Origin of the sequence: Paraburkholderia sp. J41, from assembly GCF_905220235.1 — a bacterium.
Lineage (GTDB): Bacteria > Pseudomonadota > Gammaproteobacteria > Burkholderiales > Burkholderiaceae > Paraburkholderia.
Genome location: NZ_CAJMZE010000005.1, coordinates 87,622 through 103,798 on the forward strand (window position 1 = coordinate 87,622; position 16,177 = coordinate 103,798).

The 16,177-nt window shown below is 60.6% G+C and carries 16 protein-coding genes; 9 read left to right on the forward strand and 7 right to left on the reverse strand.

The window, feature by feature from the left end; all coding sequences use genetic code 11:
- Positions 1–23: 23 nt before the first annotated feature.
- The 7 genes from U5805_RS06935 (at position 24) to U5805_RS06965 (ending at position 7,615) form a co-directional block, all read left to right on the forward strand.
- On the forward strand, positions 24–1,565 hold the full coding sequence (locus tag U5805_RS06935) for a sugar ABC transporter ATP-binding protein (RefSeq protein ID WP_322102713.1): 1,542 nt from the start codon (positions 24–26) through the stop codon (positions 1,563–1,565).
- On the forward strand, positions 1,562–2,617 hold the full coding sequence (locus U5805_RS06940) for an ABC transporter permease (RefSeq protein WP_322102714.1): 1,056 nt from the start codon (positions 1,562–1,564) through the stop codon (positions 2,615–2,617). The genes U5805_RS06935 and U5805_RS06940 overlap by 4 nt, the downstream gene beginning before the upstream one ends.
- Positions 2,610–3,623: an ABC transporter permease gene (locus U5805_RS06945; protein ID WP_322102715.1), complete on the forward strand. Its 1,014-nt coding sequence runs from the start codon at positions 2,610–2,612 to the stop codon at positions 3,621–3,623. Before U5805_RS06940 ends, U5805_RS06945 begins: the two co-directional genes overlap by 8 nt.
- 81 nt (positions 3,624–3,704) lie before the next feature.
- Positions 3,705–4,712, forward strand: a complete 1,008-nt coding sequence (gene rhaS, locus U5805_RS06950) for a rhamnose ABC transporter substrate-binding protein (RefSeq protein WP_322102716.1) — start codon at positions 3,705–3,707, stop codon at positions 4,710–4,712.
- Between the two features lie 211 nt (positions 4,713–4,923).
- Complete coding sequence (locus U5805_RS06955; RefSeq protein WP_322102717.1) at positions 4,924–5,781, forward strand: alpha/beta hydrolase family protein; 858 nt, start codon at positions 4,924–4,926, stop codon at positions 5,779–5,781.
- A gap of 206 nt (positions 5,782–5,987) precedes the next feature.
- Entirely contained in the window at positions 5,988–6,149 is a 162-nt protein-coding gene (locus U5805_RS06960) for a DUF1328 family protein (protein WP_158952528.1), read from the forward strand.
- 260 nt (positions 6,150–6,409) lie between these two features.
- Positions 6,410–7,615, forward strand: a complete 1,206-nt coding sequence (locus tag U5805_RS06965; RefSeq protein ID WP_322102718.1) for an NAD(P)/FAD-dependent oxidoreductase — start codon at positions 6,410–6,412, stop codon at positions 7,613–7,615.
- A gap of 36 nt (positions 7,616–7,651) precedes the next feature.
- On the opposite strand, the gene U5805_RS06970 is transcribed toward U5805_RS06965, so the two are convergent.
- From U5805_RS06970 to U5805_RS06990, 5 genes are all read right to left on the reverse strand, one after another.
- Positions 7,652–8,182 (reverse strand): Rrf2 family transcriptional regulator, encoded by a 531-nt coding sequence (locus tag U5805_RS06970; RefSeq protein ID WP_322102720.1) that lies wholly within the window; start codon positions 8,180–8,182, stop codon positions 7,652–7,654.
- A 173-nt stretch (positions 8,183–8,355) separates the two neighbouring features.
- Positions 8,356–8,862 (reverse strand): PRC-barrel domain-containing protein, encoded by a 507-nt coding sequence (locus U5805_RS06975; protein ID WP_322102721.1) that lies wholly within the window; start codon positions 8,860–8,862, stop codon positions 8,356–8,358.
- A gap of 65 nt (positions 8,863–8,927) precedes the next feature.
- Entirely contained in the window at positions 8,928–9,134 is a 207-nt protein-coding gene (locus tag U5805_RS06980) for a hypothetical protein (protein ID WP_322102722.1), read from the reverse strand.
- Between the two features lie 173 nt (positions 9,135–9,307).
- Positions 9,308–9,658, reverse strand: a complete 351-nt coding sequence (locus U5805_RS06985; protein WP_322102723.1) for a response regulator — start codon at positions 9,656–9,658, stop codon at positions 9,308–9,310.
- 145 nt (positions 9,659–9,803) lie between these two features.
- Positions 9,804–10,082, reverse strand: coding sequence for a DUF2795 domain-containing protein (locus U5805_RS06990; protein WP_322102724.1), 279 nt, complete (start codon positions 10,080–10,082; stop codon positions 9,804–9,806).
- A gap of 290 nt (positions 10,083–10,372) precedes the next feature.
- On the opposite strand from U5805_RS06990, the gene U5805_RS06995 reads away from it, so the two are divergent.
- Together U5805_RS06995 and cqsA are read left to right on the forward strand one after the other, a co-directional pair.
- Positions 10,373–11,542 (forward strand): GGDEF domain-containing protein, encoded by a 1,170-nt coding sequence (locus U5805_RS06995; protein ID WP_322102725.1) that lies wholly within the window; start codon positions 10,373–10,375, stop codon positions 11,540–11,542.
- Positions 11,543–11,892: 350 nt separating this feature from the next.
- Entirely contained in the window at positions 11,893–13,557 is a 1,665-nt protein-coding gene (gene cqsA / locus U5805_RS07000) for an alpha-hydroxyketone-type quorum-sensing autoinducer synthase (RefSeq protein WP_322102726.1), read from the forward strand.
- A 40-nt stretch (positions 13,558–13,597) separates the two neighbouring features.
- Here the strand turns inward: cqsA and U5805_RS07005 are convergent, their stop codons facing one another.
- Both U5805_RS07005 and U5805_RS07010 read right to left on the reverse strand, forming a co-directional pair.
- Positions 13,598–14,623, reverse strand: a complete 1,026-nt coding sequence (locus U5805_RS07005; RefSeq protein ID WP_322102727.1) for a response regulator — start codon at positions 14,621–14,623, stop codon at positions 13,598–13,600.
- Entirely contained in the window at positions 14,620–15,915 is a 1,296-nt protein-coding gene (locus U5805_RS07010) for a HAMP domain-containing sensor histidine kinase (protein ID WP_322102728.1), read from the reverse strand. The genes U5805_RS07005 and U5805_RS07010 overlap by 4 nt, the downstream gene beginning before the upstream one ends.
- Positions 15,916–16,177 lie beyond the last annotated feature (262 nt).

Here is a 16,177-nt window from a genome sequence, read left to right on the forward strand (position 1 = left end):
CAACCATAACGACGGAGACAGGCGTGGAAGCAGAAGCAAAGCAGGAAGCCACGGTAACGCCGCGGCTCGAATTGCGTAACGCAAGCAAGTCGTTCGGGCGCGTGCGCGCGCTCGTCGACGGCGGCCTCAGGTTGATGCCCGGCGAAATACACGCGTTGCTGGGCGAGAACGGCGCGGGCAAATCGACGCTCGTGAAGATACTTGCGGGCGTGCATCGTCCCGATGGCGGCGAGATGCGCATCGACGGCGTGGCGTGTCAGTTCACGACGCCCGCCCAGGCGCGCGACGCCGGTATCGCCGTGATTTATCAGGAACCCACGCTGTTCTTCGATCTCTCCATCGCCGAGAACATCTACATGGGGCGGCAGCCCATTGATCGCATTGGCCGCATCGACTACGACACCATGCATCGCGAAGTGGCCGTGCTGCTCGACTCTCTGGGCGTAGACCTGAAACCTGAACGGCTGGTGCGCGGTCTTTCGATTGCGGACCAGCAGGTAATCGAAATTGCGAAGGCGCTCTCGCTCAACGCGAATGTGCTGATCATGGACGAACCCACGGCGGCGCTCTCGATGCCCGAAGTGGAGCGGCTTTTCACGATTGCACGAACGCTGCGCGATCGCGGCGTGGCCATTCTTTTTATCACGCATCGGCTCGAGGAAGTGTTCGCGCTTACGCAGCACGTCACGATCATGCGCGACGGCGCGAAGGTGTCCGATGCGCCCACTTCCACGCTGAAAACGCAGGACATCGTGGCGAAAATGGTGGGCCGCGATCTTGCAACGTTCTATCCGAAAGCCGAAGTCGCGCCCGGTGACATCATGCTGCGCGTGCGCGGACTCACCCGGCGCGGCGTGTTCAAGGACATTTCGTTCGACGTGCGCGCCGGCGAGATCGTCGCGCTCGCCGGACTCGTGGGCGCGGGCCGGAGCGAGGTGGCGCGCGCGATCTTCGGTATCGACTCCTGCGACGCGGGGCAAATTCAGATCGCAGGCAAGCCGCTCGGCTTGGGCATGCCCGCGGCGGCAGTGAAGGCTGGGCTTGCGCTCGTGCCCGAGGACCGCCGTCAACAGGGGCTCGCGCTTGAGCTGAGCATCGCGCGCAATGCGTCGCTCACGGTGCTCGGGCGGCTCGTGCGCTTCGGCATGATTTCGGCGGCGCGTGAAGCTCAACTCGCCGGGCAATGGGGCAAGCGCCTGCAATTGAAGGCGAGCGATTTGAACGCGCCGGTCGGCACGCTTTCGGGCGGCAATCAGCAGAAAGTGGTGCTCGGCAAGTGGCTCGCAACGGGGCCGAAAGTGTTGATCATCGACGAACCCACGCGCGGCATCGACGTGGGAGCGAAGGCGGAAGTCTATGGCGCGCTCACCGAACTCGTTCGCGAAGGCATGGCCGTGTTGATGATTTCCAGCGAACTGCCCGAGGTGCTCGGCATGGCGGACCGCGTGCTGGTCATGCACGAAGGCCGCATTACCGCCGATATCGCCCGCGCCGACGCCAACGAGGAGCGCATCATGAGCGCCGCACTCGGTCAGAGCAACATTCATCTGGGCCACGCCGCATGATTCGCCATTCGACTTCACCTCACTCGCTGCAAGGCGGCGAGCCGCGATCGCGGCGGCGCAACGCGGGATCGTTCGTCGAAGCGTTAGCGAAAAGCCGCGAGACCACGCTTTTCATCGTACTGCTTATTATTATCGGCGGCACCTCGCTCGCGCGGCCGCAGTTTCTCAATCTGCAAAATTTGCGCGACGTATTGCTCAACGTTTCAATCATCAGCTTGCTGACGGCGGGCATGACGATTGTGATCCTGATGCGTCATATTGATCTCTCGGTGGGATCGACGGTCGGCGTTAGCGCCTATGCGGTGGGCAGTTTGTATGTGGCGTTTCCCCATATGCCGGTGATGGTGGCATTGCTCGCGGGGCTGGCGATCGGCCTTGTGGCGGGCGCTATCAATGCGCTGCTTGTGGCGGTTGGGCGCGTGCCCTCGCTGGTCGCGACGCTTTCCACACTCTATATATTTCGGGGTGCAGATTATGCGTGGGTCCACGGCGGCCAGATCAACGCAACGAGCTTGCCCGATGCCTTCTCACGGCTTGCAACCGGGTCGCTGCTCGGCGTGCCTGCGCTTGCGCTGATCGCAGTCGTGGTGCTGATCGCACTTTCGGTCTACCTCAAGCAATTCCGGCCCGGCCGCGAATATTACGCAATCGGCTCGAATCCCGAAGCGGCCCGGCTTGCCGGCATCAACGTGGAGCGGCGGGTGGCAACCGGCTTCATGATTAGCGGCGCAATCGCGGGTTTTGCCGGCGCGCTGTGGCTCGCGCGATTCGGCACGGTCGATGCGAGCACGGCGAAAGGCATCGAGTTGCAGGTGGTGGCCGCCGCGGTGGTAGGCAGCGTGGCGATCACCGGCGGCGTGGGCACGATACTCGGCGCGACGCTGGGTGCGCTCGTGCTGGGCGTAATCAGCATCGCGCTCGTGGTGTTGCATGTCTCGCCGTTCTGGGAGCAGGCAATCGAGGGCGCGCTCATCGTGGCCGCCATCGCCGCCGATACCTTGCTTGCCCGCTCCGTGGCAAAGCGCATGATGAGGAAACGCGACCATGGCTAACAACAAACCCGACACGGCGCTGCTCACCCGCAAGCCAGGCTTGCCGCTTAGCTGGGAGACGCTGCTCGTCGTCATTCTCGTCGTCTCGCTCGGCGTGGGACGCGTGCTGTCGCCGGTATTCCTGAGCGGCGCGAACCTCAGCAACGTGCTTGCCGATCTCACCGAAGTCGCGCTCATGGCGTTGCCGATGACGCTCATTATCGTCGCCGCGGAAATCGACCTTTCCGTGGCTTCGGTGCTGGGTGCGTCGAGCGCCTTGCTCGGCGTGCTTTGGCATATGGGCGTGCCGATGCCGGTCGCGATGGCGCTCGTGCTCGTCGCGGGCGGCCTTGCGGGCCTGTTCAACGGACTCGTGATCGTGAAGCTCAACCTGCCTTCGCTTGCAGTAACGATAGGCACGCTCGCGCTATTTCGCGGCCTCGCCTATGTGCTGCTCGGCGATCAGGCGATTGCGGATTTCCCGCCGCAATATACGCTGTTCGGCATGAACACGCTGGGCAGCACGTTTATTCCGCTGCCGTTTTTGATCGTGGCGGCGTGCGCCGTTCTCTTTACGGTCATGCTGCAAGCCACGGCGTTCGGACGAAGCTTGTACGCGATTGGCGCCAATAGCACGGCGGCGTCGTTCTCCGGCATCGACGTGCCGAAAATCAAGCTACGTCTCTTTGTTTTGTCGGGTGTGATGAGCGCGCTTGCCGGCATTATCTACACGCTTCGCTTTACGAGCGCACGGGGCGACAACGGTGAGGGATTTGAATTGTCGGTGATTGCGGCGGTGCTGTTCGGCGGTGTGAGCATTTTTGGCGGACGCGGCTCGATGTACGGCGTGCTGCTCTCGTTGTTGATCGTAGGAATCCTGAAGAATGCGTTGACGCTCGCGGACGTATCGAGCGAAACGCTCACGATCGTGACCGGCGCGTTGTTGCTCGCCTCCGTGTTGATTCCGAATCTCGCGGCGCGCTGGCGCACCCTGCGTGACCGGCGTGCGCTCGCGCGAGCAACGTGAACGATTAAAAGAGGAAGGGGAAGGATAAAAGAAGGCAGTCAATCAACCGGATGCTTCCGGTATCCATCGAGGAGACAACTCATGAGAAAGCCAGTACGTCACGTTTGCGCGGCTTTAGTGTGCGCAATGCTAATGGGCGGCGGTATTGCGGCGCACGCTGCCGGCATAAAGGAAGGGCTGAAGATCGCCTTCGTGCCCAAGCAGATCAACAACCCTTACGAAGTGATCGCCGATAACGGCGGCATGGACGCAATCAAGGAGTTCAAGGGCGATGGGAAGGTGGTCGGTCCCTCGGACGCCGGCGCGTCCTCGCAGGTTTCGTATATCAATACGCTCACCACGCAGCATCAAGACGCCATCGTGATCGCCGCCAATGATGCGAACGCGGTCGTGCCTTACCTCAAGCGCGCAATGGCGCAGGGAATCAAGGTCGTCACGTTCGATTCGGATACCGCGCCGGAAGGCCGGCAAATTTTCGTGAATCAGGCGAATGCGGAAAGCATTGGGCGCGGCCAGATTCAACTCGTTTCGAAACTGATTGGCGGCGAAGGCGAATTCGCGATTCTCTCGGCAACGCCCAACGCGACGAATCAGAATACGTGGATCAAGTGGATGCAGGAGGAATTGAAAAAGCCCGAGTATTCGAAGATGAAGCTCGTCAAGATTGCCTACGGCAACGACGACGACCAGAAGTCGTTCGTGGAAACGCAGGGCTTGTTGCAGGCGTATCCGAATCTGAAGGCAATCGTAGCGCCGACTTCGGTGGGCATTGCGGCGGCCGCGCGTTACATCTCCAGTTCGTCGAGCAAGGGCAAGGTCGCCGTGACGGGGCTCGGCACGCCGAACCAGATGCGCGCGTTCGTGAAGAACGGCACCGTCAAGGCGTTCCAGTTGTGGGACCCGGGCGCACTCGGCTACCTTGCCGCGTATGCGGCGGCGAATCTCGCTTCGGGCACGATCACGGGGAAGGAAGGCGAATCGTTCGATGCGGGCAAACTCGGCAAGCGCACCATTGGCAAGAGCGGCGAAGTGATTCTCGGACCGCCCACGACGTTCGACGCTTCGAACATCGACAACTTCAATTTCTGACTTGGGAACATGATTCGATATGCGGCTCGGCATTCCGTCGGGCCATTTTCTTGCCACTTTCCCACATAGCGAACAAAAGCATGCATTTCGACCCACGGCGCATGAAAGCTGACGTTCCGTAGGCTGAGTTGAAATTTGGTTGTAAGTGGCCCTTGTTAGAGTCAACGGAAGCCGTGGCCTTTCGTGACAGTCAACACAAGAGCGACTTCTCATGACCCAAGTGCGTACAGGCTGGTTAGTTCTGGCGGTGCTTTTTGGGGCTTTTCTTACTCGCCCCGCATTCGCGTTTCAGACGCGTATTGTTTCCATTCCCAGCGCGGCCATGCACCAGGCATTCGACGCTACGGTCGTATTGCCTGACGACTACGCGCGAGACGGCAAAGCCGCACGTTATCCCGTGATTTACGTGCTTCATGGCTCGGGCGGCAATTACGCCGACTGGACGGCGAACACACAAATAGGCAGACTCGCGGACCGCTATCACGTCATACTCGTGATGCCCGACGGCGGTCACGAGAGCTGGTACATCGACAGTCCGTTCGATCCGCGCAGCCGTTATGAAACCTATGTCGGCAGCGAAGTGGTTTCGTATGTGGATACGCATTTCCGCACGCTGGCCACGCGCGACGCACGCGCCATTACCGGGTTGAGCATGGGCGGATTCGGAGCGCTGCGCATTGCGCTCGACCGGCGCGACACATTTGGCGCGGCGGGCAGTATCAGCGGCGCCGTCGATCCACGCAACTGCGAGGACGAGCCCGGCATTTCCGACGTGTTCGGCGATCCCGCGCGGCACGCTTCGTTCTGGAACAGCAATGCCATTGTCGAAAACGCACGCGCCTTCGAGCACGCGCATATTGCGCTCACTATTGATTGCGGCGTGAGCGACTTCTTCGTGCAGTCGAACCGCATGCTGCACGAAAAGCTGGTCGAACTCGGCGTGCCGCACGACTATGCGGAACGCCCCGGCGGCCACGACTGGAATTACTGGGCGAATTCCATTCGCTACCAGGTGCTGTTTTTCTCCACGGCATTCCAGCGTAACGGCTGGCATCCGCACACTGCCTGATCGCGGAGCAGCTTCACGCCCGCCTCGCTGTCCCGCCGCCGCATTAACCATTCGTCCGTCGATTCCCGCCTACGCGGCACGCGCCTTGCGTTACTGCTCGAAACGCCGTGGCAGGCACGCATCGCCGCTCAGGCATCGCGATTGCTAAAGGTTCACGGCAGGAGTTATCGAACCGTTTATCCGAAACCGACGACTGGAGGACAACCATGCTTCAATATGCAGTTATTTTCTTCATCATCGCGATCATTGCGGCCGTGTTCGGCTTCGGCGGCATTGCGGCAGGCGCCGCTTCCATCGCCAAGATCCTGTTCTTCATTTTCCTCGTGATCTTCCTGGTCACGTTGATCATGGGTGTCGTGCGACGCTGACCGTAAGCGTTGTTTCGTATTGAAAAGGCGCGCGTTGAGTCAACGCGCGCCTTTTCGCTCTCGCTCTCGCTTGAATCTCGCGTTATCGCCTCGTTTCGTCCGCGCCTTCGCGCCAGCCGCTTGTACATCTGAACGCGCTCCTCGCGTCGCCTGATTTTTCAACACTGCGTTTCCAGGGCAGGGGCTTGCGCTTCTTAACGGCGACTCATAGAATCGTAGTTATGCGCCGCATCGACTGCGGCGCCTTGGGAGAATGAGTCATGCCGAAGCGCATTTTGATTATCGGGGCCGGATTTGCCGGCATGTGGAGCGCCTTGAGCGCGGCGCGTCTGATCGACGAAGCCGGCAGGAAGGACGTCGAAGTCACGCTGGTCGCGCCGGACCCGCATTTGCACGTGCGTCCGCGGCTGTACGAGGAGGGCGCGGCGAACATGAAAGCGCCGCTCAACGACATTTTCGATGCGGTGGGCGTGCATTTCGTGCAAGGCGTGGTTGAGCGCATTCATGTCGACCGGCGTGAAGTCGAACTGACGACGGTGGACGGCGCGGCTTCGACAATGCAGTACGACCGGCTCGTGCTGGCTTCGGGCAGCCGTTTGTTTCGCCCGGCCATCGCGGGGGTAGCGCAGCACGCATTCAGCGTCGATCAAACCGACGAGGCCGCCGAACTCGAAGCCCATATTCGCGCGCTCGCCACCGCGCCGGACACGGCCGCGCGCAATACGGTCGTGGTAGCGGGCGGCGGTTTTACCGGCATCGAAACCGCGGCTGAAATGCCGGCCCGGCTGCGTGCAGTGCTCGGCGAGCATGCGAACGTCAACGTCATTATCGTCGAGCGCAACAACGCGATCGGGCCCGACCTGGGACCGGGCCCGCGGCCCGTCATTGAAGAAGCGTTGCGCGAACTGGGTGTGAGTTGGCGTCTCGGCCAGGGGGTAGCGGCTGTCGATAATCATGGCGTGACGATGGAGGACGGCACCCGCATCGAGGCAAGCACGGTCATCTGGACCGGCGGCGTGCGCGCGAGCACGCTCACCGAACAGATTCCCGCGCGACGCGATGCGGCCGGACGCCTCTATGTCAACCGCGCACTCGCGGTGGAAGGTGTGCCAGGCGTGTACGCGACGGGCGACGTGGCGTGCGCGGCCACCGACGACGAAGGCAATCACACGTTGATGTCGTGTCAGCATGCAATGAATCTGGGCCGCTCGGCGGGTCACAACGTTGCAGCCGATTTGCTGGGGCTTGAAGCGATTCCTTATAGCCAACCGAAGTACGTGACGTGTCTCGACCTGGGGCCGTGGGGTGCGGTGTATACGGAAGGATGGGAGCGCGAAGTGAAGCTTCAGGGCAAGGAGGCGAAGCAGCTCAAGCATCGCATCAACACGGAGTGGATTTATCCGCCGCGTGCCGAACGTGAGGAAGTGTTGGCGGCCGCCGACCCGCGCCGCGTCGTGGTCGCCTGATTCGCTTGCAGTTTGATTCGCGATCCTGACTAAAAATCAGCGGTCGCCGCGCCGGTTAGAGGCGCGGTCGCTGAACCATTCCACCACATGGCGCCCGTGCGAAACGGGCGCTTTGGCGTTAACACGCGAGGCGAGGTCGGCGAGCGTGTGCTGCTTGAGTTCTTCGCGCATGGCGCGTTCGGCGGCTTGCATGACGGCATGAATCGAACAAGTGCCGCGCGTGGCCCACGCCGGAGCGGGATCGTCGAACAGCGCGCACTGCGCGCGTACTTCGCGGCAATCGAAAAGCGATTTGTCGCCGTCGATAGCGGCCACCACGTCGTGAACGCTGATCTGATGCGCGGGCCGCGCGAGCGCGAAGCCGCCACGAACGCCTTCTGTCGAGGCAACGAGTCCTGCTTTTGCAAGCCGCGTGAATAGTTTTGCAGCGTAGTCGACCGGTACGCCTTGCATTTCGGCAAGGTCGCGCACGCTCGCTTCGCGCACGCCTGGGGAAGTGCCGGCGAGAAAAAGCAGGCAATGCAAACCGTACTCGACGCCGGTGCTGATGAAAGACGAAGTAGCCATGAAACTATACCGCGACTGAAAGGATCGGAGTTTGAAGCGTACCACGAGCGGCACGCTTGCACATCCTCGCCAGCAACTGCGAAGTCGCGAACGGTCGTGGCGTTTTCGATCCGCATGTGACGGCGCCGGCTCGAAGGCCGGCGCTGTCCGTCACCGCGTATCGGAGCTGGGCGTTATAGCTTCACGCCGCCCGCTTCCGGCGGTTCGCCGGGTTCCTCCAGCGGCAGGCCGCTGCGCGGGGTGCTCCAATAGGGTTCGCGACCATAGTACTGATGCACGGAGCTGGCCCACGTGCGATCGGCCATGGAAGGCCACTGGGTCTTGTCGAAACCCGGTGCATTTTTCACACGCTCGGAAGTGAGATCCACCACGAAGCATTTGCGGCCGGCGTCAAGAGTGAGCGCGTTCCAGGGCACGGCGAGAAACTTGTCGCCGATGCCGAGAAAGCCGCCGCTGGACATCACCACATAGGCAATGCGGCCGTCCTGCACGTCGAGCATGATGTCTTTTACCTTGCCGACTTCTTCGCCGTCCGAGCTGAATACGCGGTCGCCCTCCAGCGTGCTGGCTGCCATGACGGAAGGTCCGGGGCCAGCAGTGTGCGAACGTTCGTCGCCCACGATGCGCGCGCCGTTACTGTCGGTGGTGAGTGAGTTGCTCGGGGTAGGGGTGTAGGCCATGATCTTCTCCTGTTTGCGAATGGGCTTCAGGTGCCGGTTCAGTTGGCCGGGTTCAGAGTTCGGCTTTAGTCGCTGCTACCGCCGCCGTCGATGCCGGCTCCGCGACGCCAAACGTCCTTGCCTTGTTGCGAAAGTTCGCCGCTGCTGTGCTGGGTGTCGGGCGCTGTGCCATGAACCGCCATCTCGCCGCCCGGCGGCTCCTGTGCGCGCTGCTTTTCGCCCTTGCGTTGGGCAATACGCTCGTCGTGCGAGCGGCCTGAGTATTCGCTCATACGATCCTCCGTAGGGAAAGACGCATTACCTTGCGGCAATGCGAGTTAGGGTTCGATCCATATAATGGAGCGGCCTGTTACGGAGTCAAGCGCATGCGACGTGCCGGGCAACTTGATCAGGATGACGAAGCATTTACGCCACATCTGTTCGCTGAGTTGCAACGCGGCGTGTTCTAGGGCGTCGCGACGCGATGCAGAATATCGAGCAACTGCGATACGGCGAACGGTTTGCGAAGAAAGCCTACGACGTTGGCGTCCGGCGGCGGCGTGACCAGCGCGGAAACGAGAACGAGCGGGACGTCCGCAAGCCGGTTGTTGCGGCGCATCTCGCGCATCAATTCGAGGCCGTCCATGCGCGGCATCATGCAGTCGGAGATCACCACGTCGGGCGGATCGTCGAGTGCGCTTTGCAGTGCGTCGGAACCGTCCGCCGCGGTTCTGACCCGGTAGCCTTCCTGGCCCACGAGTTCCTTCAGTGCATCGAGGGCGTTGGTATCGTCGTCCACGAGTAATACAGTAGCCATACGTCGTTCACCTGAGCGGCGTGGCCAATCGTGGCGGCCAGGCCTTTGTTTTTGCGAGCGTTGTCGCGGGCCGAGAACACCCGGCGATCGAACGCCGGTGCGCAATTTTCGTTCCCGTTTGCCGAGTGGCGCTTGAGCGGCGCGTTCAATGAGGCGTGGCATCGGGCGGCGAGGCGTTGGTGCTCATCTGGGAGGCCGCAATCGACGCGGACACTTCGGAGAAACTGCCGAATGCCTCGTCCGGCAGGCCGCGCAAGGCTTCGATGACTTCGCTTCCGGCATTGCTTTGCTGGGCGCAGTCGATCAAGGTGCGAGGATGCGCAGGCCAGGTGACGAGTCGCAGCGCAAGCCGCACGCGATCCGCAAGCGCATTCGCGTGGGCGCGCGACTGCGCGGGTGAGTGGGAACCGGATACGGAAGTCATCGGCATCTCCTTTCAGATTGGATTCGCTAGCGCAGGCCCCATACCTGAGTTGCAATGCAGCGAAGTTAACTTCTGTTCCCGGTTTTTAGCACCGCATTCGCGCGTAATTCCAACTCGCAATCGGCATTATTTTCCGATTACCATTTAGGTACTGAAAAGCACCGGAAATATTGAAGATTTTTGGTGAAGTGCCGTAAACGGACGTATATCCTCAGACCGGTCATTCAATTGGCATCCCGCGCTTATCCTTCTTGTGGTGCGTTCGCCGAACCCGGTACGAACCGTCGTTCATGCTAGATCCGGTCAACATTCTTCTTGTCACGGTGCTATCGAGCATCATGAGCCTGGCCATTCTCGGCTCGCTGCGGCCAGCGCGTATTCCCGGCGTAAGCCGTTGGATCGGCGCTTACGTAATGGCCAGCGTCGCGCTGCTGCTTGCCGGGCTGCAACGGCTCGGCGTGCCGGTTCTCACGGTGTTCGTATCGAATACCTTGCTCGCGCTTGCCATCGTGCGCGTGCTCGAAGGGTGCCGGCAATTTTTCGGCTTGCGTCCGCGCGTGCCGCTCGCCTATGCGGGATGTGCGGCACTCGCGTTCGGCATTGTCTGGTGGTATTGGGTCGAACCCGATCTCGGTGCCCGCATTGCAGTGGTTTCGGCATTCCACGCGGCGATTTATACCTCGATTGGCTGGCTCGCATTGCGTTGCCGCCCGCCCGCGCGGCCCGTCTACAGCTATCGCTTCGTCATGCTGTCCGCGTGGCTGGGCGCATTCGCGCATGCGTTGCGCGGTCTCATGTACGGTAGCGGATTCGTCAAGCAACACGGCTTGCTCGACTTCACTCCGCTCAACGTGGCATGGCTGGCGTTGGGTATTCTCGTGCTGCCTTCGTTGTCGATCGGCATGGTGCTGCTCGCGCACGATCGCATGGCCGAGCGGCTCGAACGGCTCGCCAATCTCGACGAACTGACTGGCGCACTCACACGCCGCGCCTTTCTCTCGCAAGCCGGCACGCTTCTCGAAAGCGCACGCGCTAAAAAGCGGCGCCTTACGTTGGCGATTGTCGATATCGACCACTTCAAGGCCGTGAACGACCGCTTCGGTCATGCAACCGGCGATCGCGTGCTCGCGCAATTCGGGCGCATCGTAAAGAGCGGCGTGCGCGCGTCGGACCTGTTTGGACGTTTGGGCGGAGAAGAATTCGCGGTGCTTTTCGCGGATATAACCCGCGAGGACGCCATGCGCCGGCTCGACGATCTGCGTGCCTCGATATTGGCCGTACGTCGCGATGCCGACGTCAATGCGAGCCAGGAGGAACTGGGCTCCCAGGAAGGTCTCACGTTCAGCGCCGGCGTCGACGAATTGCAACAAGGCGACACGCTCGCCACGTTAATGGCGCGCGCCGATGCCGCGCTTTATCTCGCCAAGACTCGCGGCCGCGATCGCGTGGTTGCTGCCTGAAGGGCACTTTGCAACTCAGTCGTCATGCGTTTTGATTGAGTGAGTTAGATTGCTTGGTGTTCTTCCCCTCTTAGCGCGTGAAATCACCATGCGCAACGCATAGTTGTCCGATACGAAAAGTCATAACGCCGCTGTTTTTAAACGATAATTATCAATGGCGCGACAGACGATGCGTGCAGCCTCTCTTGCTGCATCACGTATTCGGGGTAAAAAACCTGAGTGGCGCGCCACCTTTTTTTGCAGGCGTTACTTCTCTTGTGACCAGTGGCGATCACGCGATGCGCGATTCGTGCGGATATGAAGGCGCCTGCGGGCGGCGCCTGGCGTCCGCATGATTTTTCGAATTTGCGTTGGAGGTTGCCGCTCGACAAAGCGCGATATTGTCGATGCAAACCCGGTGCCGCAAAGCGCACGCGACATCGGCACGACAACCTTTCCAGCAGCGCCGCGAATCTGAAGTGCGCGGTGGCGCGCCGCATTCAAATGCATTCAGGCGTGCTCTGGCGCCGCCGACTGGTCTATCCGCTCGGCGCCGCGACGGACGCGCTCGCCAGTCATTGCATCATCCGCATTCAAACGCCCAAACGGGCCCGACCGCCATGCATTGCCGTGCGCGGCGTTCCGGTATGGGCGAACTACGGGGCGGTTTCCCGGGAGAGTTCTTCGACGAGTCAAGTCGCCTTCGGGTGGCCGCCATCAACCACAAGGAGCCTGAGATGAAAGTTGGCAGCAACTGGCGTAGCGCACACAACAACGACGCGGCATTGCCCGCATTTCTCGCAGCGCGTGTCGATCGGTACTACACCGAACGCGTGCAGGAAAGCTGGGCCGGGGGACACATTATGAAAGGACGCGTTGCCGACGCGCGCGCCCTGCATTTGTCGAGCAACGACTATCTTTCGATTGCGCGGCACCCCGAGATTCTCGATGCTATGTGCATGAGCATTCGATCGGAAGGCAATGGCTTATTGATGTCGGGTGTGTTTCTGCACGGTGACGATTGTCCTCAACTCAAGCTCGAAGACCGCTTTGCGACCTTCATGGGCGCGGAGGCGGGCGTGTTGTGTCAATCCGGATTCGCCGCGAATACCGGGCTCATTCAGTCGATCGCCAATGCGCAAACGCCGGTTTATGTCGACATGATGGCGCACATGTCGCTCTGGGAAGGCATTCGCAGCGCGGGCGCGCGCGCCATCAGTTTCTTTCACAACGATGTCGACCATCTGGAGCAACGCATTCAGCGCTACGGCGCGGGCGTGGTGATCGTCGATTCGGTGTACAGCACGAACGGCAGTGTGGCGCCGCTCGCCGCCATTGCGGACGTATGCGCCGAACATGATTGCGTGCTCGTGGTGGATGAATCTCATTCGCTCGGAACGCATGGTCCACACGGGGCGGGAATGGTGTCGGAACTCGGTCTCCTTGATCGCGTCCACTTTCGCACTGCGAGTCTCGCGAAGGCATTTGCGGGCCGTGCCGGCTTTATCAGTTGTTCGCGCCGGTTTCAGGAATATTTCAAATGCGAGGCGCTTCCCGCGATTTTCAGTTCCACGCTGTTGCCGCACGAAGTCATGGGACTCGCCGCAACGCTCGACGTGATCGAGCGCGACGACTGGCGGCGCACACGTCTCGCGGCGAATGCGCGATACGTGCGCGCGCGTCTGACCGAACTCGGCTACAACCTGAACGGCAGCGAAACGCAGATCGTCGCGCTGGAAGCGGGGGCCGAACCCGACACCATCGTATTGCGCGATGCACTCGAAAAGCGCGGCATCTTCGGGTCGGTATTCTGCGCGCCGGCTACTGCGCAGAATCGTTCGCTGGTGCGTTTGTCGATCAACGCGACGTTGAGCGAGCAGGAACTCGAACGCCTTGTGGACGTGTGCGAAGAGATTCGCGACGAAGTACAAATGAGGAACTGGCCGTCGACGCGCCGCAATGAACGCGCAGGCCGCACGCGGCCGCGCGCGCCGCAGCCGGTAGTGAATATGCCGATGGTTGCCGTGGCGGCTTGATCGAAAGCCGTGAGTGAATTCAGGCGTGGACCCGCATGACTCAATGCGGGTCCCAAGCCGCCTGAATGTCGCGGTCGAGCTGATCGAGATGGCGGTCGTAGGGCATGACGTTGTCGAGCGCGAGACCGGCCGGCTTCTTGACGATCGCATAGACGTAACGCCGGTCGCCTTGGAATACCGATGCAGGGTGCATATAAGGCTGCCATTCCCTGCATTGCGCGGGATAGTAGCCTTCGGTGCGCCAGAAATAGGGCAGACTGCGATGCGAGTTGAGTTCAGTGAGAAAGCTCGCGGGCGCTCCTTGCTCAACGGCAATTTCACGCACTCCGCGCAGCGATTCTTCGGTGTGGATGATGAGAAGGTAGGCGGTGCCTTCGCCGTCGAACATCAACAGGCCGTGCGGCTGATAAGAAAGATAGTGCTCGACAATGCCGAGTGAATCGCAAATGCCCTTGACGTGCGCCGCAAGCGAATTGTCTTTCAGGAAGGCATATTCGGAGACGGAAAGTGCATCCAGTACCGTGCGGCAACAACGGTCGAAATAAGCGCCCTGCATGTCGCGAATGGCTTGATTGAGCGTTTCCACCGCATCCATTTCATGTTTGCGAATGAAACGGTCGATCAGCCCTTCGTTGAAGCTTTTTACCGCGACGTGCTCGTCGGCTTTACCCGTAAGTACGATCTTCTTGATGGAGGGGTCCGTGATGCGCCGGCAGAATTCCATGCCATTCAACTCCGGCATGTCGTAGTCGACCACCACAACCGAAACCGAGTTGAAGCGCGAGGGATTGTGCACAAGGCTGCGAATGGCATCCACTCGCATGGCGATAACCTGATGCGCATCGTTTTCCTCGGTGCGATCGAGGTAAGCGCTGAAAATGGGTTCCGGCATGGGGTCGGGCAGCATATGCCCGTTGAGGTATTTCAGCCCCTCGGTAGGCGAGCTGAAGAGGCGAAACGCCAGGTCGGGTTCGAGTTGCAGGCTCAGGTTCGAGAGGAACGCGGCGCTGTCGTCGACGAACGCGACGGTGGTCGGATACGAGAAGGGTTGGATGGCTTTCGTCATGGCGCTGGGAATGTCAAAACGAACTCTGTGTATTCGCCTTTTACGGAGGAGCAGGTGATTGCTCCGCCCATCGCTTGCATGACATCGCGGCAGAATGCCAGCCCGATTCCAGCTCCGAGCGTTACGTCATCAGTGGCGGTTGTGGAAGTATAAAAGCGCGTGAAGATGTGCGGCAAGACTTCAGAAGAAATACCGGTGCCCGTGTCGCTAAAAATCAGTCGATTGCTGCGCTGCCCTGATTCAAGACGAATGGAAATTTGCGCGCCTTCAATGCTGCCCATATGACGAAACGCATTTTTCATCAGATTGAAGAGGACATGCACGGTGAGCATTTCGGAGCCGCGAAACTGGAAATCGGGGCGCAGATTGCAGATCACGCGGCGGCGGTCGCCTTCGCGAAAGGGAAAACGCGCAAGCGCCGTTTCCACGCAATGCGCAATCGAGCACGTTGTTGCGTTTTGCATGTTGCCGCCCGTAAAGCGAGCGGTGGCGAGCAGCATGTCGATAATGGCGTTCGAGTGGAGCGCTTCCTGCTCGATGCGGCTCACCACGCCTTGCATCGAATGAAGATGCGCCACGCGTATTCTCGGCACCGTGAGGCGATTACGTTGCGCGAGTAGATAGGTGTCGAGCAATGCCGGCAAATAGCGCATCAGGCCCGCCGCGCCCACGCGAATCGCCACGAGCGGCGTTCGCAATTCATGCGCGACGCTGCCGGCGGTGGCCAACATCGCGCGTTCCTGTTCGATTTGAATGCGGTCCTGATCGTAATTGGCCACGGCGCCGATCGCCACCGCGAACGAGAAGATCGCGAGATGCGTGAGGTAATTCGGCCCGAGCACGATAGGGTCGGTGGTCAGGCAATAGGCAATGACCGCGAGACTGATGCCCGCGAAAAATTGCAGAACCAGCATGAGCCAGTCGAGCAACAGCACCATGACAAATGCGGCAATGAGCGCGCTTTCCACCCACACTTCATTGCCGTTGTTTTTCAGCAGCATAAAGGTGAAAAAGAACGGCAGCGCATAGAGCGTTGCGCAATACCAGTACCACGGCAGTAATTTCTTGAGCGGTTGCGGCCAGTGAGCGAATGCCAGGATGGGCAAGAACAGGAGCGAGCCGATCAATCGCAGCGTGAGATTTTCATAGGGCTGCGGAAAAAGGTCTTTCCAGACGTAGTAATACAGCGGGAAACCCACGCTCGCGACCACGGCGAGCGGCCGCATACGGCGCTGTACGTATTGCAGGTTGCGGAGCGCAGGCGCGAACGCGCGCACGAAACGCGGACGCATCGACGCCCACGCTCGCCGGAATCGCTGCGAGTTTCTCGAAACATTCATCGGAATGGAGTCGCTCATTGTTCTGGCCCGTGCGGCCCGGCGGCTTTCTTTACGTCTCGCGACGCGCCCGCTTGCATCCAGGGGATTTCCCGTAGCCGGTCGATCGAATGAAAAGCCGGTGCCGTTTCGGCAACGCTAATCGGCAACAATATCATCAAAGGATTGCGGCGATGCGGCCGTTTCGGCCCACGAAGCGAATTCGTCGTCAGGTATT